Raw genomic sequence first — 16,681 nt, forward strand, 5'->3', positions numbered from 1 at the left:
CTAGACAAAATGACACCAAATGAGTTTTACTATGATCAGCTACCCCAACAAAACAAGGTGGCTTAACTAGAGCGGAATATCACTTATAAATACGCTTTTAGTTGTTCAAACAAGTGGAACCACCTCTTGTGCTTCAGCTGATGCTTGCTCATTTCTTTATTTTTAGTAATTGAGGTGAACATACTGTCAGTACATGGTAGTTATAAGTAACGTGTAACTTTGTTTGCACAAAGATTTGAGTTCTGCCAAGTGATGGATTGATTTGTACTTAAAATTTTAAGCTTATCCACTTGCTTTGCAAGCCACTACACTTTATTTACAATCCTATGTTGTGGAAGTAAGGGATCTTGTACTCGCCCAGTATGTTCAACTTGATTATATCTAAAGGACTATTAGGCTTCAATCAAATCAATTTTCCAATTATTCGACTGAATTAACACATTTAAATCACGTAATTTAAGACTAATATCATCAGCTTGTTTTTGTAATGATGAAACTGGAATAACTTTATGCCACTTTATTTCCCGCGTACTATAACGATCAGATTCACGAGATGTATTACTTATTGCTGCAGTTAGGGTTTTGTGCTGTTCTACAAATTCATCACGCAAAGACAATAAAGCAAGTAGAGAACGACCATCATTTAATTTTGTTAAAGCATTAGTTTCATGAATTGCATAACTTAATTTTTGAAATTCTTGAATTAAAGAAAATACTTGTTTTAATAGTTCATTAGGATCTTCAGATGGTTTATCACCATCTTGTACCAATACATTTGCATTGATACGTTGTTTTAGTGAAATAATTTTTTTTTGTTGATCACTTCGAAGTAAGAGAGCTTCTGCTAATTTCATTTTTCACCTATTAACCAATTAGAATTAAGTTTTAAGCAGCTAAGTAATTTCACAAATACTATATCCTCATTCTTTAAAGATCAAAACAATTGATTTTTTATAATTTTCAGAGGTAGAAGTCTTATATTTTGTCATTAGTCGAAGCTCAGAATTAAGCTAAAGGCCTTTTTCAGATGCAGAATCCTTTATCTGATCCTAGACAGTATTGTGGACAGTCGATCCCTCTAAATTCTTACAATATTTTTGTTCAAAGGCTTCAGGACTTAACCAGCCATTTGCAGAATGTCTTCTGATTCGATTGTAATAAATCTCGATATAGTCAAACAAGACAGCATTCGCTTCTTTTCGAGTGGCAAACACACGCCATGGATTACATGACCTTTCAATGTATGAAAGAAGCTTTCAGTCACTGCATTGTCCCAACATGAGCAGTGTACTGCGCAAGACTGCGTGACATACTTTGAATACAGTTATTCGTCAATAATAGTGCTCTAAAAGCACGACTACAGTACTGACTGCCTTGGTCAGAATGAACCATAACTCCTGTTGAATAAGCTTTTCATGCGCCAAGGTTGGTCCGAAACCATGCAGTTGATCAGAAACAATATTGAGGCACTTGAGTCTGAGTTCTTAAGAAAGCCTGGAATTGCTGGTTTGGCCACGACCCGTATGGGCTAATGCAGCTGGACCTTGAACTTTGTATTTCTGCAGTAAGCGTCTGACCTGACATTCTGAAATATGAAGTAGAAGTAGCTGAGCAGCCTGGGATTGAGTTATGCGTTGATCGCAGATTTCCTGCAAGACCGACAATCGTTTAAGTTCTTTATCCGACATAGTGATCAGCATCTATATTTTATATCCAGTCCATGGTGATAAAAACCATCATAAACTAGACATTTTTATTGGTGAGAATATAGACACTTTAAATGGGTTCTAACATTTCATGTTATTCCTAAGTAGAAATGTCCTACCTAATAACCAAATAGAAATGTCCTATATGGACATTTCCAAGTCAAGCACAGGATTCAGATTTCGCTGTTGAATTGCTGTTTTCTGTGCACGTCTGCTTGGCATCTTTTGAGAACGATTGCGTTTGTTTTGCTGTTCCAGTTCTTCATGCTGCTGTTGGATATGATTCAGAACAGCACCCAACCGTTTATTCTCAACAATCTCTCGCTGGTTCAGCTGACTTAATTTATCGAAGATGCTGTAATTGATCTTCCGACTTTCATGCATGATGGCCACAGTACCATCCGGGTATTCTAGAAATTCAAGATACTTGCCGATCAACCTTTGATTTTCTTCTGTATTCTCCAAGAGATATACACATTTATCATAAGTAATGGTCAGGCTTTTCGTCACTCTGCGTGGTTCACGCCAGGTAAAAACATCATCTAACTCTTCGGCTGTTTCAGTGACAGTCCGGTGTAGATCCTTGGGATTAAAAGCCATCTTGGCAAATTTACGATTAAATTGCTCAATAAAGCAGGGCAACCACTTATTCGCATCTGCAATCGAATTGATACCTTCCAGGCGCATCTCCTTAATCAGACGATCCTGAAGTGTTCTATTCGCTCGTTCCACACGACCTTTGGCCTGGGGTGAGTTAGCGAAGATGATATCGATTTTGAGGGTACTGAGTACGCGTCCAAACTGGGTAATCCTGGTGTCTTTCTTACTGCTTTGATTTACCCTAAACACTGAATGTTTATCGCTGTAAAACGCTAAGGGCTTACCGTGCTGTTCAACATACAGGCGTGTTGAAATCATATAGTCAAAGGTTGATTCTGATTCACAGAAGCGTAAATGCTGCAATTTTCCTGTGGCATCATCAATAAACACCAGTAAACAGCATTTAGGTGCTCGTCCTTCAAACCAGTCATGATGTGAGCCATCAATTTGGATCAGTTCACCATAACAATCCCGGTTATATCGAGGCTGATACGGGCGTTTCAGGCGCTTGGCGCGAGGAATCCATAAATCGGCTGCAATCATCCAGCAACGCAGGGTTTCCACTGAAAGATCGAATCCATGAACGGTAGTGAGCTTTTCATGCGCTAAAGTGGGTCCGAAACCATGGAGTTGATCCGAAACAATATTGAGGCACTTGAGTCTGAGTTCTTCAGGAAGTTTGCAGTTGCTGGTTTGGCCACGACCAGCATGGGCTAATGCAGCTGGGCCTTGAGCTTTGTATTTCTGCAGTAAGCGTCTGATCTGACGTTCTGAAATATGAAGTAGCTGAGCAGCCTGGGATTGAGTTATGCGTTGATCACAGATTTCCTGCAAGACCGACAATCGTTTAAGTTCTTTATCCGACATAGACACCAACATATCAAACCGTCCGCTTCAATAATCGCAAAAGTGCATATTCTAAAAGCGGACATTTTTACTTTGGAGAAACCGGACATTTCTATTTTGGGCTTACATTTCAATTTCGTATAATATCCATTATGTTAAATCGTTGAATCAGCATCTTGTAAAAGAAGTAGTAAAGGATTCTATTTGTCCATTTTCTGAAACGTATTCATCAATTGAATACAATTTATTATCAATCAGAACATAGTGAACTTTCTCTTGTTCCCTATAAAGACTTCCTGGTTCTTCACTATGAAATGTATATCTAAATCCTACACCGTATAGTTCATTAGCAGGGCTCTCAATAAATTGGGTAATGTTTATGTGAGAATATCCCTCGTACCGCTCATCTTTAATCTGATTTACTTCACTATTTTTTATACTTAAAACTCTGAAATCATCACCATTCACGATGCCACGACAAGCGGCTCTGTCAGTTCCCCATTTACCAATAAATATTGTACTGATCTGTGAGGCATATGCTGAGTTAAAAAATATTATTGGTAAGAGAACGACTAAAAAAAATTTCATAAAAATGCTTTTCAATGGTTAATAAAAATTAGTTAACTGCTAGTTAAAGGCCAGCAGTTAACTTTCTCATTATTTTGGAGTTAATACGGATTTTAAAATCGCACTACTTTGCGATGATGTCTGAGTTGTAGAGGCATCTTCATCCCCGATTTCTAATACATCTAATCTTTTCTCTGGCCCATAATAAGACAAAAATTTATTTTTCTTTGTGTCCCAAGCTAGGTAACTTTCGTTGTACTCAGATATAAAGCGATAACCATCTTTCGTTTTTTTAAGTTCTAAGCCTTCTCGACCTAACCAATAATTCAGTACATGTTCATATTGACCATCTTGGTTCTGAAAATAGATGTCAAGAAAACCATCACTACTTCCTGTGAACATAGAAACAGCGCCTTCACAGGTAACTTCTGATGATTTAATTATGTAATCTTTTAGGCCATCAGCATTGAAGTCAACGTTAACTATAAAACCTTTATCAAAAGTGATCTTCGGATTTTTTCTAGGCATCTCTGGGTCTTCGGAGATTTGTTTGCAACTATCTACGTAATGACTTTCAATTTCTGTTTTGATTTCAGATGGAAGGTTATTGAAAGGAATCGCCTTATTTATGACAGTGATTCCAGAAATTGCATTTGTGCAAAAAAAAGCTGTTAATAAAGAAACCCCAAAAACTATTTTTTTCATGAAAACTCTATAAATTTTAATAAAATAGATTGTTATTCTATCAAATAAAAATGGTATTTTTATAGAAATTTATATTGTAGATTTCCTAAAATTAACATAATACACGTTATACGAATTCCCAAGGCATGGCTTTTAGTCATGCTTTTTTTATCAAAAGACTATAGCTGAATGATAGCGAGCCAAATCGCATACAATATCTATTATTAGACTTAATGTAATAATTAAATGATAGTGTTATCATTAATCTAATAGAATTAAGATTAAATGATAGAAATGAATACACGTATTTATCTACGAGCTTCAACTAAAGATCAAGATGCAGAAAGGGCTTTGCAGATTCTTCAGGATCTAAACCAAAACTTGAATTTTGGAGAAACTATTGTGTACGTGGAAAACTATAGTGGTACGAAGTTAGACCGACCTGAATTGAATAAGCTACTGTCAGAAGCAAATCAAGGTGACACCTTGTTGGTTGAAAGTATTGACCGATTATCACGCCTAACCCAACAGGATTTTCAAGAGCTGAAGCGCAGGATTCAGGAGAAGGGACTTCGATTAATTGTGGCAGATCTTCCTACTACCTACCAAATGATTCAAACCAGTGACAGCATTACTCATTCAATCTTGGAACTCATCAACAATATGTTGATTGATCTCCTGGCAACAATGGCCCGCCTGGACAATGAGAAACGTATAGAACGTATTAAGCAGGGCTTAGCGCGTTCGGGTTACAAGCCAACAGGTAAGAAAGCCAATGAGGCTAAGCACAAACGAATAAAAGAATTGCTAGCAGCTGGCAATATGACTAAGGAAGAAATTGCCAAAGCAGTGAATTGTGGAGTTGCAACTGTTTATCGAGTTGCTAAGGCCATTTAAAAAATGGCTTGTATCAGTGCTACCCTTATGTCATATCTATTTGTAGTGGGAAAAGGCATTCTTAAAGATTAGAAGAAGGTATTAATAATGAGAAAGCATTTGATTTTCCTGGTTTTTATTTTAGCTCTAGTTGTTAAGATCAATAATGATCATAAAAAAGGGCAAGTATTAAATTAAAAGACCGGCCTATTTTCAAGCCGGTCTTTTATATCGTCGAGCATCATGACTTTATCATAGATATATGAATATTAAGATAAATAAAAAGCCCTATAGTCTCTCCCGTTACTATAAGGCTTATAAATCTCTGCAACTTTTTTCTTAACTACCTACTTTTCCGATGTAGGTTGTGAATATATTCTACCTATTGGTAAAATACAAAGCTATAAGACAAAAGATTAATATGCTAGGATGTTATTCACCAATTAAAATGTCTATGCGAAAAACCATTTAAAATGTCCTGTTTTTAACCACAAGAGTCAAGCACAGGATTTAAATTTCTTTGTTCAATAACAGCTTTCTGAGCTTTACGGCTCGGCATACTTTTCTTGGCACGGGAACGTTTATTCTGTTTCTCCAATTCTTCATGTTGTTGCTGGATATGCGCCAGGACTGAACCTAACCGTTTATTCTCAACAATCTCATTTTGCTGCAGCCCAGCCAATTTATTGAAGATGCTGTAGTTGAGCTTTCGTCCTTCATGCATGAGGGCCACAGTGCCATCCGGATACTCCAGAAATGAAATGTATTGCCCAGCAAGCTTATGATTCAGCTCTGTCGGTTCAAGCAGATAAATACATTTGTCATAGGTAATCGTCAGGTTCTTGGTGACCTTACGCGGTTCCTGCCAGGTAAAAATATCATCCAGTTCAAGATCAGATTCGGTTAATGGTCGATGCAGGTTCTTTGAGTTTCGCGCACATTTGGCGAACTTCTGATTGAACTGCTCAATAAAGCAGGGCAACCAGGCATTTGCTTCTGCAATCGAACAGATACCTTCCAGGCGCATCTCCTTGATCAAACGGTCCTGAAGGGTTCTATTCGCTCGCTCTACGCGACCTTTGGCCTGGGGTGAATTGGCGAAGATAATATCAATGTTTAACTCATTCAGAATCCGCCCAAATTGCGTGATCTGGCTGTCTTGCCTGGATTTCTGGTTGACTCTAAATACCGAGTGTTTATCGCTATAAAAGGCCAAGGGCTTGCCGTATTGCTCAATGTAGGCTCGGGTTGAAAGCATATAGTCAAAGGTCGTTTCAGCCTCACAAAAGCGTAGATGCAACAGCTTGCCGGTAGCATCATCGATATAAACCAGCAAACAGCATTTGGTGGCTCTTCCTTCAAACCAGTCATGATATGAGCCATCAATCTGGATCAGCTCACCGAAGCAATCACGGTTATAGCGTGGCTGGTATGGGCGTTTTAGACGTTTGGATCGCGGAATCCAAAGGTCATTTGCAGTCATCCAGCGCCGAACCGTTTCTACCGGGATATTCAGGTCAAACATGCTGCTGAGCTTCTCATGCGCCAAGGTAGGTCCAAAGCCCAGCAGATGTTCAGAAATAATGGAAAGACATTGCGATTTTAATAAATCGTCATGGCGATGATGGCCCGGTTGACCACGACTGGCATGCGTCATGCCTGAAACACCATCTTGATTGAGCTTCTGCAATAACCGGGTAATTTGACGGGTGGAAAGATTCAGGATTTCAGCAGCACGGACTTGGGTAATACGATGATCTCGAACGTCTTGCAGAACTGCAAGACGTTGAATTTCTTTGTCAGACATAGTGATCAGCATCTATATTTTATATCCAGTCCATGGTGATAAAAACCATCATAAACCAGACATTTTTATTGGTGAGAATATAGACACTTTAAATGGGTTCTAACAGTTCAGTTTCGTAGATGAGATTTTATGTTAAATAGATAATCTAAAGGCCCATGAATTGGGCCTTTAGTATAAGGTGTATTATGTTAATTTTAGGAAATCTTAACCGATAAGAAGCTTCCTAAGCTCTTTTTCAGTTTTGTATAAATGTTCCTGAAAGTCAGACCATTCAGACATAGTCTCATAGTCATATGAGAGTGGGAAGCTATTGCTGTACCACATCAACAACAATTAGTTGACGATACTAGAAATTAATAAATTAACTTTTACTTACCTTGAAAAGCATTCCAACTGGAGATTGCTTAACTTGTTTATTCTGATCAATCAAATCACGAAATCTTTGAGGTATTTCTTTCAATTTAGGAGCATCAAGTAATTGATCCGCTGCCAATACTGCTAATCCCCACGTAGGTGTTCCAGTTAAAGCTGCCCCTATTTCTATTCCTCCCGAAACAATCCAAGATCCAATATCGAATCCAGCAAATTTCCAATTTTTAGCTTTCAACTCATCAAGTTTCTTACGATGTTTATCAAAACTTTGCTCAATATTTTCTAATATTTGATCTCTAGTTCTAAAACAATTAGTAGGATTAGTTTCTACTAATTCCTTAATATTATTTCCTAAAATATTGCGGATTTCTTCTAAAGCTCCTTGCTTTCTAAGCTCCAACAACGATTCCGGAGGGATATTGCCTAACCAAGGTAAATCCGTTTGAGATAAATCGGTTAATCCTTTCATTATGTGTAAATTTTCAGAACCATAATATTTTTGAGCTTTTTCAGCATCGTATTCCAACTTCCAGTTAAAAAACTGCCAAGATGTTTCCGCTTCAATAATTGGCGTACCTGAAAGTTGTTGTGATTTAAGCAATAGCTCATTACTTACTGACATTCTACCAACGGCTTGAAACTGAAATAATAATCCTGGTTCTGTCCGATTAATTGCTTTTAGCTCATCACCATTCAAGGCTCTATTTATTTGCTCCTCTAAAGAACCTTTCCAACTTGTGTCGAATAAAACTCTATTCTTATCTTTTATTGCTTTTATAGTTTTATCTACAGTATCTAAGCTTATGCAAAATTCATTAAATTCCTCAATACTTTCAAAATTTTGACCGAATAATTTACTACCATGAATCAATGCATCATTTTGAGACAAGTTATAGATAAAATCTTTACCATTCTCTTCCAAATTTGATAAATCAGGGAGTATTACAACCACTGGCATTCCATCTTCAACACATGCTAAATTTTTATATTTGAGAATATTCATAGCGTGCTTTATTAAGAAAAAGACAGCTTTCTCTTTTGGATAAAGTTCGAATATATGCTGTGATCGTACATAAGGATCTGGTAGAACAACTGTGTCGGTGTAAATACCACATTTTGAAGCAATATTTTCATCGTGGGTAGGAAATAAATCTCCTCCATATACACCAGTAAGATTTGAGTGATTGTCTTCTAAATGCCAATAACCTATATCACCTACTTCTTTCCAAAATGATATAATTGCGTCCATAAAACTAGGAATTTGTTCAAACATATTGTCAACAAAATCGGCTTTTGTTGATAAAAATTCCGCAATATGGTTAGGCGTAGAGTTGGCTTTAAGCATTTGTTGATAGATAAAATCAAAATTATGCTCTATCAGTTCAAAATATAGTTTTTGAATTTCAACTAAAGAAATTTCTTTTTTTAATTTTCCCCTTGTGTCGAAATGTTCTATAGCCAAAGCCATTGAACGAATTCGCCCATCAACAGACTCTAAAATGATCTCACCACTTTCATCATATTTGATATTTCGAAAACTCTCTTCGAAATCTTCAGCTAGGTGTGAAGCAATTTTTACTTTATCGGCTTTTAACTGTTCTGAAAGAATTTTAAGTCTATACCTTAATCTTTCTTCATAATCTTGTTGTTCTGATTCTAACCCCATTATTCCAAAACCTTTTTATCGTTAAACATTGAATCCTATATGTTTCCCTGTAGGAAGCTCTACGTCAATACGAAGCTTTCCACCCATCGCTTCAACATACTTTTTCATAGTTGAAATTTTCAGATCATTTCCACGATTTTCAATTGCTGAAAGAGAGGGCTGTTTTATGCCAAGTGTTGCAGCGAGTTCTTTCTGCGAAATCTCTAGCTCTTCACGAATAAGATGAAGCTGATTTTCTAGTAGTAATTCACCAGCCATTTTTTGAATACGCGCTTGGCTCTCTGGAGAGCGGCTAGCTAACAATTCTTGCAAAGTTTTAGGCATTAGATTGTTCTCCTAATGTTGAGAGATGAAGTTCATATTGTTGATCTGCAATCGCCAGCATCTCTGTATAGAATCGCTTTTTACCGCTTTTATCACCAATACACAGCACAATGGCTTGACGTAATGGATCAAATGCAAAAAAAGCCCGGAGTGGTTTACCACGATGTTGAACACGAAGCTCTTTCATGTTGGTAAATTTAGAGTCATACACGGTATCTACTAAAGGGCGGCCTAAGCTCGGTCCCTGTTGTTGCAGAACAACCAAAGCAGCTAAGACCTTCTCTTGTGTCGATTCATCTTGCTGTTCAAGCCATTCATTAAATAGATCTGTCGTAATGACTGTCCACATACCACAACCAAAATATAGATTACAGTCTATATTTTAGAAGCATTATGCTTGTTTTGCAAATAAGAAATGATAGGCAATAAAAAACCCCGGCATCCTGCCGGGGTTTTTCGTATTGGTTCGCTCGGTATAACTCCTGTCGTACCTTACAGTCCTTGTGCTTATCTCTTGTTATTCTTGTATGGAACTTCCTGTTCCCGATGAGTTCATCATAGGAAAATTCCACTGTCCCAGGTAGCCGCAAAGGGCCGAGATTTATGTACGCCAGAGCGTACAAAATAGCCTAAATTTTATCCACAAAAAATGTGGATAATTTTGGACATTGAGGCATTGATAAAATTTGAAAAACCTCAAAATTGACTATTTTTTAAACAAATTTATTGGCAAGAACTATCAAAACTGCTCATAAATAAGCCGACTTGTTTCAAAATCGGCTTTTTTATGGTTTTTAGATTTTTATGGTTTGAATAAGTATATGATATTTATATTAATATACAAGTGTATTGCGTATAACCACCATTATGTTAAATAGAGGGAAAATCTATTTTTAAAGTGATAAAATTATTGCAGTTATTTTAAGAATAGCTGCTTTTGATACTTGATCATCTATCCTAATTAAAAACTGTTTTTTAATAATTTGGAATATAAATAAGATTTAGTTAAAATTAACATTATTCATATAAATTAACATTATGTATTACATTTACTAATAATTTAAAATAATTAGTAGAAAAAAATTATGTTTTAATTATTTCTTTGATTATATAAGTTGAGAGTAAAAAATGATTAATACGGAATTTTCAAAGTGTATTTCTGCATGTACAAACTGTTCACTTATTTGTACTGAATGTGCAACTTCTTGTTTAAAAGAAAAAGATTTAGAGATGATGCGTGAATGTATTCAACGTTGTCTAGAATGTGCAGATATTTGTCAGTTATGTGTGCGTATGCAACAACATAACTCACCTTTCCTCAAAGAGATTTGTGAGCTTTGTGCTAAGATCTGTGAATATTGTGCGGAAGAGTGTGAAAAACATTCACATGATCATTGTAAAAAATGTGCTGAGGCTTGCCGTCAGTGTGCAGAAGAATGTCGAAAAATTGCCATGTAAAATACTTCAATAATGTTAATTATATGCTCTAGACTAACATAATCATTCTGCTAGTCTAGAGCCTTTCCTAAAATTAACATAATACACCTTATACGAAGCCAAAAATGGGAGCTTTAAGCTCCCATTTTTAGTCTTTAATTCGCTTTTTCGCTTCGTCATAAACTATGCTATCAGCTCGTTTTCCGACGGTAATGAGCAGGATAACTACCTGATCATCTTTAACTTGATAGACAAGTCGGACACCAGCTTTTAATAATTTGATTTTATAGCAACCTGCAAGATCGCCTCTAAGCATATTCTTTGGAATATGTGGCTGCTCTATGACTTTGGCTAGTTTCTTTTTAAATTGATCTCGTATAGCAACAGGGAGTTTTCCCATTCTGCTGTAAAGTCCTTGTGACGTAAAAGCTTATAAGTCATCTAATGTGACTTCCTCAAACATCTCTTTAGGATCATTAATGCGCTTACGGACAAGAGCTAATAATTCTTCATCTTCTTCCGAAAGCAAAGCTTTTTTGACAGGCAGTTTCCCAGTCGTAGCAACATACTCAAGAATACTAGTGAAGAAATCAGTAGGTGCAATACCTTGCTCTTTAAGGATTGAATAAGATTTTTCTTTAAGGGCTTCATCGATCCTGAAGTTAACAGTAGCCATCATATTTCCCAAGTATTTAATGTACTAGGAATATTGTAATGCAAATTGCATTTCAAGTCGTGTTATTCACCAATTAAAATGTCTATGCGATAAACCATTTAAAATGTCCTGTTTTTAACTACAAGAGTCAAGCACAGGATTTAAATTTCTTTGTTCAATAACAACTTTCTGAGCTTTACGACTCGGCATACTTTTCTTGAGACGGGAACGTTTATTCTGTTTCTCCAATTCCTCATGTTGCTGCTGGATATGGGCCAGGACCGAACCTAATCTTTTATTCTCAACCACTTCATTCTGCTGTAGTCCAGCCAGTTTATTGAAGACGCTATAGTTGATCTTCCGTCCTTCATGCATAATTGCCACAGTACCATCCGGGTACTCCAGAAATGAAATGTATTGCCCAACAAGCTTATGATTCAGCTCTGTCGGTTCAAGCATATAAATACACTTGTCATAGGTCAGGGTCAGATTCTTGGTGACCTTACGCGGTTCCTGCCAGGTAAAAATATCATCCAGTTCAAGATCAGATTCGGTTAATGGCCGATGCAGGTTCTTTGAGTTTCGCGCACATTTGGCGAACTTCTGATTGAACTGCTCAATAAAGCAGGGTAACCATATATTGGCCTCTGCAATCGAACCGATGCCTTCCAGGCGCATCTCTTTGATCAGACGGTCCTGAAGGGTTCTGTTGGCACGTTCCACACGACCTTTGGCTTGGGGTGAGTTGGCAAAGATAATATCGATGTTCAAATTATTCAGAATCCGCCCAAATTGCGTAATTTGGCTGTCTTGCCTGGATTTCTGATTAACTCTGAATACCGAATGCTTGTCACTATAAAAGGCTAGAGGTTTGCCGTATTGTTCAATGTAGGCTCGGGTTGAAAGCATGTAGTCAAAGGTCGTTTCAGCCTCACAAAAGCGCAGATGCAACAGCTTTCCAGTGGCATCATCGATATAAACCAACAAGCAGCATTTTGCAGCTCGACCTTCAAACCAGTCATGATATGAGCCATCAATTTGGATCAGTTCACCGAAGCAATCCCGGTTATAACGTGGCTGATATGGACGCTTCAGGCGCTTGGATCGCGGAATCCACAGGTCATTGGCCGTCATCCAGCGCCGAAGCGTTTCTACCGGTATATTCAGGTCAAACATGCTGCTGAGCTTCTCATGCGCCAAGGTGGGTCCAAAGCCCAGCAAATGTTCAGCAATAATGGAAAGGCACTTTGATTTTAACAAGTCATCATGGCGACGATGGCCAGGTTGACCACGACTGGCATGTGCCATACCTGAGACACCATCTTGATTGAGCTTCTGCAATAACCGGGTAATTTGACGGGTGGAAAGATTTAGGATTTCAGCAGCACGGACCTGGGTAATACGATGATCTCGAACGTCTTGCAGAACTGCAAGCCGTTGAATTTCTTTGTCAGACATAGTGATAAGCATCTATATTTATATCCAGTCCATGGTGATAAAAACCATCATAAACTAGACATTTTTATTGGTGAGAATATAGACACTTTAAATGGGTTCTAACAAGTCGACTTCGCATAACAGCCATTATGTTAAATGGAAGGAAGCAAAATAAGTTAACATTTTGCTTCCGGCCACATTAAGCTAGAGTTTTATTTAAATAAAGCTATTTAGTAATCATTAAATTAATTAAAATCTAAATCTAACACCAGCTCCATATAACCAACCTTTCTCAGAGTTTGATTCTATTTGCCACGACGTTTCATCATTACCTTTTGAATACTCATAGGCAATGTCGATATAAGGCATGATCTTTTTACTGATTTCATAGCGAGTTTCAAACCCTGCGGTTGCACTGCTTAAACCAGTTTTTTTCGCATATTTAGAGTCATCACTAAAGATAGCATCCAACTCTAAATAAGGTTGAATAATCAACTTTTGCGTAATCAGAAAATCACGTTCCGTTTCTAGGCTAAAGCCCGCATAATTGTCTTCTCCCGCATAGAGATAAGCATCAGTTTCAAAGAAATATGGCGCCATACCATGTAAGCCAATCACCGCATCAACATTTTCTTCGGTGTCTTTGCGATGATCATTGAGTTCAACTTTTTCACTACGATAACGTGCACCAATCTGTGCATCCCAAAAGTCTGAAATCATACGGCTATATAAAAGTTTGGCATCATAATGTGCATCATGCGATTCTTCTTTATCGGCATGAATTTTAATAAAAAGCTTATTTTCATCTGTGCCAATACGGGTTTCAAACTCTGACTTTAAATCACCTGTGCCATCTTCATTGACAAGCCACTTATTGTCCACTGTCGTAATCGCATAAATTTGCGCACCGTGTTCTGAGCGATGATCATAATGCGAACTCTGCTGAGCATTCGCATCTGGTACATGATGTAAATGATTAACCGTAGATGTTGCCTGATGTTGTGCCTGATTCATTTGGCTATGGTTCATTTGAGAGCGATCCATTTGCATCGGCTGATTTTGACTAGAAGATGTAGCAACTGTCATTTTTTCAGGCGCACTATGATCTTCACCATTATGTGCCAAACTCACTGCACTGACCATCAACAAAGAGCTTGCTAAAACAGTTTTAGAAAAAAGATTAATGGTGCGCATGTTGATCTCCTTTCTGTACTTTTTGATCTTGCTGTTTCTCTGTTGATTTGTGATGCATTGGCTGATGACCTGCATGTTGATGGTTCATCGGTGCTGAATGTGCAGCATGATTCATTTTCCCCATCATCTGCATGTGTTGTGCATGCTCTTGTGGAGAATGCTGTGAATGATCCATCTCAGACATCGCTTGATGATTCATTGATGGTACATTTTTTCCATCAGTCTGAGCAGTTGAATGATGCCCTTCGTGCGCCAAACTTAAGCTTGTTAAACTCAATACCGCAACAGAAAAAAACGCTTTAAATACAAAATTAGTGATGTGCATGTCCAGCTCCTTTTTGCTCAGTTACTTGGTGAGTTTGAGTCGAATTTGTACCTTGAATTGGCGTTGTAGACACTTGTTCATCGCTAACATTTGCCACGATCAACTTGTTCATCATTCCTGCACTCATGTGATACAACAAATGACAATGGATTGCCCATTCGCCCAACTCATCCGCAGTTAATAAAGCAGTGACTGTTTTACCCGGTGGTACAATCAATGTGTGTTTATTCGGCATATCTACCGACTCTTGACCATTCTCCAACTGCATAAACATGCCATGTAAATGCATGGGGTGCGCCATCATACTGTCATTAATAAATTTGATACGGATACGCTCGCCATACTTCACTTTTAATGGCTCAGCATCGCTGAATTTTTTACCGTTAATCGTCCAAATATAACGCTCCATAGTACCGCCCAAACGCACTACTAATTCACTGCTAGCTTCACGAGTATCTTTTTGCGGTTCTAAAGATTTTAAATCACTATATTGCAAGGCTTTATTGCCCGCAGGTGTAGATGCATTTGCCCAACCATAAACCACTTGATCATTTTCTTGTGGTTTTGCTGTGCCATGCTGTGAATGATCCATTTTCGAGTGATCCATGCCTTGCATATCGCCATGGTTCATTTTTGAATGATCCATTTTCGAGTGATCCATGCCTTGCATATCGCCATGGTTCATTTTTGAATGATCCATTTTCGAGTGATCCATGCCTTGCATATTGCCGTGGTTCATTTTCGAATGATCCATTCCTGCATGATCACCACCACCATGTCCCATATCTTCCATGGTCAAAAGTGAGCGTGGACGTGGTGCAGGCATATGAATGCCATGTGTCATAGGATTTAGTTCATTGTGCAGTGTACCAATCGCATAGCCTGAACGGTCAATTGACTCAGCTTCAATTTGATAATGTCCGCCTTTTGGCTCCACAATCACATCATAAGTTTCAGCTGTGCCAATACGAAACTCATCCACAGCAACAGGTTTTACAGGCTGACCATCAGCACTGACCACAGTCATTTTCAAGTTAGGAATACGGACATCGTAGAAAGACATCGCAGATGCATTCACAAAACGTAGGCGAATTTTTTCATTCGGTTTAAACATTCCTGTCCAATTTTGTTCAGGTGTTTTGCCATTAATGAGGAAGGTATAACCTGTAACATCCGACATGTCGGTTTTTAGCATACGCATCTGATTCCACATTTTGCGGTCAGACCATGTCGCTTTTATGCCATCACGTTTAACCTGCTTCCAAACATCACCCAAGGTTTCACGCTGATCTTGATAATATTCAGCTGAAATTTTAAGATCTTTCTGAATTTGATCACTGGTTTTTTCATGAAAATCTGACAACATCACCACATAGTCACGTTCAGCTTTTTCATGTGCTGCCAATGGTGTTTTACCTTTTGGATAAATCACAAAAGAACCATATAAGCCGTCCTGTTCCTGTCCTTTAGAATGAGCGTGATACCAATAAGTCCCGCTTTGGCGAATCTTGAATTTATAAACATACTCGCTTTGAGGCTTAATACCGTTAAAACCATTAAATCCCGGTACACCATCCATAATGCCCGGCAACAACAGTCCGTGCCAATGAATAGAAGAATCTTGGTTTTTTAAATTATTTTTCACGCGAATGATGGCTTCATCACCCTCTTCAAACTCAAGCAAAGGCGCAGGAAATTGACCATTTACGGTAATGCGCTTTACAGGCTTTCCAGTTGGGCTGACCACTGCTTCATCAATAACAAGCTGATATTCACGCACTTCGGCAAAAACCAAAGGCGACGATGCAAAACAAATACCTGCTAATAGGTACGAACTAATTTTATGAGACATAACTTAACCTTAATTTTTGAAAAATAAATAAATTTTAAAAAAATTGGTTAAGTTTTAGGAGGACGTGAAATTTCTTGCCAATACCCATTTAGATATTGGTTGGGGTAATAAAAATTAGGCTGATCTATAGAATAGAAGGTATCTAGGGGATCTAGCGAGCTTTGCAAAGAATGAAGACATGAGATCTGTGTCTGGCAGGATAAGCTAGAACATTCCTGACACTTTTTGTGATCTATATTCTGATTAAGAGCTAAATGATTATGGCAATCGGTATTCGTCTGTACTTCGTGATTAATACCATGTTGAGTGACTTGCTGTGCTTGATCTAAACAA

Annotated in this window: 15 protein-coding genes and 3 pseudogenes; 2 read left to right on the forward strand and 16 right to left on the reverse strand. The window is 37.8% G+C overall.

Features of this window, described 5'->3' with window-relative positions; all coding sequences use genetic code 11:
- Positions 1-392: 392 nt before the first annotated feature.
- The 6 genes and pseudogenes from FTT75_RS13395 to FTT75_RS13420 form a co-directional block, all read right to left on the reverse strand.
- Positions 393-854: a DIP1984 family protein gene (locus FTT75_RS13395; protein ID WP_004733111.1), complete on the reverse strand. Its 462-nt coding sequence runs from the start codon at positions 852-854 to the stop codon at positions 393-395.
- Positions 855-1,049: 195 nt separating this feature from the next.
- Positions 1,050-1,413 (reverse strand): annotated as a pseudogene (locus FTT75_RS13400) (IS3 family transposase); the annotation flags it as partial.
- A pseudogene (locus FTT75_RS13405) lies at positions 1,407-1,688 on the reverse strand (helix-turn-helix domain-containing protein); the annotation flags it as partial. The pseudogenes FTT75_RS13400 and FTT75_RS13405, both read right to left, overlap by 7 nt.
- Positions 1,689-1,847: 159 nt before the next feature.
- Positions 1,848-3,173 (reverse strand): ISNCY family transposase, encoded by a 1,326-nt coding sequence (locus FTT75_RS13410; RefSeq protein ID WP_180101533.1) that lies wholly within the window; start codon positions 3,171-3,173, stop codon positions 1,848-1,850.
- 147 nt (positions 3,174-3,320) lie between these two features.
- Positions 3,321-3,740 (reverse strand): hypothetical protein, encoded by a 420-nt coding sequence (locus FTT75_RS13415; RefSeq protein WP_179991645.1) that lies wholly within the window; start codon positions 3,738-3,740, stop codon positions 3,321-3,323.
- A 69-nt stretch (positions 3,741-3,809) separates the two neighbouring features.
- Complete coding sequence (locus tag FTT75_RS13420) at positions 3,810-4,424, reverse strand: hypothetical protein (protein WP_179991644.1); 615 nt, start codon at positions 4,422-4,424, stop codon at positions 3,810-3,812.
- A gap of 264 nt (positions 4,425-4,688) precedes the next feature.
- Between FTT75_RS13420 and FTT75_RS13425 the strand changes: the two genes are divergently transcribed.
- Positions 4,689-5,300 carry a recombinase family protein gene (locus FTT75_RS13425; protein WP_148334749.1) on the forward strand — a complete coding sequence of 204 codons (612 nt, stop codon included), beginning with the start codon at positions 4,689-4,691 and terminating at the stop codon, positions 5,298-5,300.
- A 463-nt stretch (positions 5,301-5,763) separates the two neighbouring features.
- Here the strand turns inward: FTT75_RS13425 and FTT75_RS13430 are convergent, their stop codons facing one another.
- From FTT75_RS13430 to FTT75_RS13445, 4 genes are all read right to left on the reverse strand, one after another.
- Positions 5,764-7,098 carry an ISNCY family transposase gene (locus FTT75_RS13430; protein WP_180185717.1) on the reverse strand — a complete coding sequence of 445 codons (1,335 nt, stop codon included), beginning with the start codon at positions 7,096-7,098 and terminating at the stop codon, positions 5,764-5,766.
- 349 nt (positions 7,099-7,447) lie between these two features.
- Positions 7,448-9,124: a hypothetical protein gene (locus FTT75_RS13435; protein WP_180186644.1), complete on the reverse strand. Its 1,677-nt coding sequence runs from the start codon at positions 9,122-9,124 to the stop codon at positions 7,448-7,450.
- Between the two features lie 21 nt (positions 9,125-9,145).
- Positions 9,146-9,448: a helix-turn-helix domain-containing protein gene (locus FTT75_RS13440; protein WP_180186645.1), complete on the reverse strand. Its 303-nt coding sequence runs from the start codon at positions 9,446-9,448 to the stop codon at positions 9,146-9,148.
- Positions 9,441-9,797 carry a type II toxin-antitoxin system RelE/ParE family toxin gene (locus FTT75_RS13445; protein WP_180186646.1) on the reverse strand — a complete coding sequence of 119 codons (357 nt, stop codon included), beginning with the start codon at positions 9,795-9,797 and terminating at the stop codon, positions 9,441-9,443. The genes FTT75_RS13440 and FTT75_RS13445 overlap by 8 nt, the downstream gene beginning before the upstream one ends.
- 779 nt (positions 9,798-10,576) lie before the next feature.
- On the opposite strand from FTT75_RS13445, the gene FTT75_RS13450 reads away from it, so the two are divergent.
- The gene (locus FTT75_RS13450) at positions 10,577-10,906 is read left to right on the forward strand and encodes a four-helix bundle copper-binding protein (protein WP_016658833.1); all 330 of its coding nucleotides are present in this window, start codon (positions 10,577-10,579) and stop codon (positions 10,904-10,906) included.
- A 127-nt stretch (positions 10,907-11,033) separates the two neighbouring features.
- On the opposite strand, the pseudogene FTT75_RS13455 reads toward FTT75_RS13450, so the two are convergent.
- The 6 genes and pseudogenes from FTT75_RS13455 to FTT75_RS13480 form a co-directional block, all read right to left on the reverse strand.
- Positions 11,034-11,326, reverse strand: a pseudogene (locus tag FTT75_RS13455) (type II toxin-antitoxin system RelE/ParE family toxin).
- Complete coding sequence (locus FTT75_RS13460; RefSeq protein ID WP_000246755.1) at positions 11,316-11,561, reverse strand: type II toxin-antitoxin system RelB/DinJ family antitoxin; 246 nt, start codon at positions 11,559-11,561, stop codon at positions 11,316-11,318. The pseudogene FTT75_RS13455 and the gene FTT75_RS13460 overlap by 11 nt, the downstream one beginning before the upstream one ends.
- A 114-nt stretch (positions 11,562-11,675) precedes the next feature.
- Complete coding sequence (locus FTT75_RS13465; RefSeq protein ID WP_104488254.1) at positions 11,676-13,010, reverse strand: ISNCY family transposase; 1,335 nt, start codon at positions 13,008-13,010, stop codon at positions 11,676-11,678.
- Between the two features lie 216 nt (positions 13,011-13,226).
- Complete coding sequence (locus tag FTT75_RS13470) at positions 13,227-14,171, reverse strand: copper resistance protein B (protein WP_154320112.1); 945 nt, start codon at positions 14,169-14,171, stop codon at positions 13,227-13,229.
- Complete coding sequence (locus FTT75_RS13475; RefSeq protein ID WP_004897649.1) at positions 14,158-14,496, reverse strand: hypothetical protein; 339 nt, start codon at positions 14,494-14,496, stop codon at positions 14,158-14,160. The genes FTT75_RS13470 and FTT75_RS13475 overlap by 14 nt, the downstream gene beginning before the upstream one ends.
- Complete coding sequence (locus FTT75_RS13480) at positions 14,483-16,348, reverse strand: copper resistance system multicopper oxidase (RefSeq protein ID WP_104988058.1); 1,866 nt, start codon at positions 16,346-16,348, stop codon at positions 14,483-14,485. Before FTT75_RS13480 ends, FTT75_RS13475 begins: the two co-directional genes overlap by 14 nt.
- Positions 16,349-16,681 lie beyond the last annotated feature (333 nt).

Source organism: Acinetobacter sp. YH01008 (genome assembly GCF_013420435.1).
Classification (GTDB): domain Bacteria; phylum Pseudomonadota; class Gammaproteobacteria; order Pseudomonadales; family Moraxellaceae; genus Acinetobacter; species Acinetobacter pseudolwoffii.

Bases quoted from the DNA above. Each gene is read 5' to 3' on its own strand.
- FTT75_RS13395 (WP_004733111.1), bottom strand. From the start codon at position 854: ATGAAATTAGCAGAAGCTCTCTTACTTCGAAGTGATCAACAAAAAAAA.
- FTT75_RS13410 (WP_180101533.1), bottom strand. From the start codon at position 3,173: ATGTCGGATAAAGAACTTAAACGATTGTCGGTCTTGCAGGAAATCTGT.
- FTT75_RS13415 (WP_179991645.1), bottom strand. From the start codon at position 3,740: ATGAAATTTTTTTTAGTCGTTCTCTTACCAATAATATTTTTTAACTCA.
- FTT75_RS13420 (WP_179991644.1), bottom strand. From the start codon at position 4,424: ATGAAAAAAATAGTTTTTGGGGTTTCTTTATTAACAGCTTTTTTTTGC.
- FTT75_RS13425 (WP_148334749.1), top strand. From the start codon at position 4,689: ATGATAGAAATGAATACACGTATTTATCTACGAGCTTCAACTAAAGAT.
- FTT75_RS13430 (WP_180185717.1), bottom strand. From the start codon at position 7,098: ATGCTGATCACTATGTCTGACAAAGAAATTCAACGTCTTGCAGTTCTG.
- FTT75_RS13435 (WP_180186644.1), bottom strand. From the start codon at position 9,124: ATGGGGTTAGAATCAGAACAACAAGATTATGAAGAAAGATTAAGGTAT.
- FTT75_RS13440 (WP_180186645.1), bottom strand. From the start codon at position 9,448: ATGCCTAAAACTTTGCAAGAATTGTTAGCTAGCCGCTCTCCAGAGAGC.
- FTT75_RS13445 (WP_180186646.1), bottom strand. From the start codon at position 9,797: ATGTGGACAGTCATTACGACAGATCTATTTAATGAATGGCTTGAACAG.
- FTT75_RS13450 (WP_016658833.1), top strand. From the start codon at position 10,577: ATGATTAATACGGAATTTTCAAAGTGTATTTCTGCATGTACAAACTGT.
- FTT75_RS13460 (WP_000246755.1), bottom strand. From the start codon at position 11,561: ATGGCTACTGTTAACTTCAGGATCGATGAAGCCCTTAAAGAAAAATCT.
- FTT75_RS13465 (WP_104488254.1), bottom strand. From the start codon at position 13,010: ATGCTTATCACTATGTCTGACAAAGAAATTCAACGGCTTGCAGTTCTG.
- FTT75_RS13470 (WP_154320112.1), bottom strand. From the start codon at position 14,171: ATGCGCACCATTAATCTTTTTTCTAAAACTGTTTTAGCAAGCTCTTTG.
- FTT75_RS13475 (WP_004897649.1), bottom strand. From the start codon at position 14,496: ATGCACATCACTAATTTTGTATTTAAAGCGTTTTTTTCTGTTGCGGTA.
- FTT75_RS13480 (WP_104988058.1), bottom strand. From the start codon at position 16,348: ATGTCTCATAAAATTAGTTCGTACCTATTAGCAGGTATTTGTTTTGCA.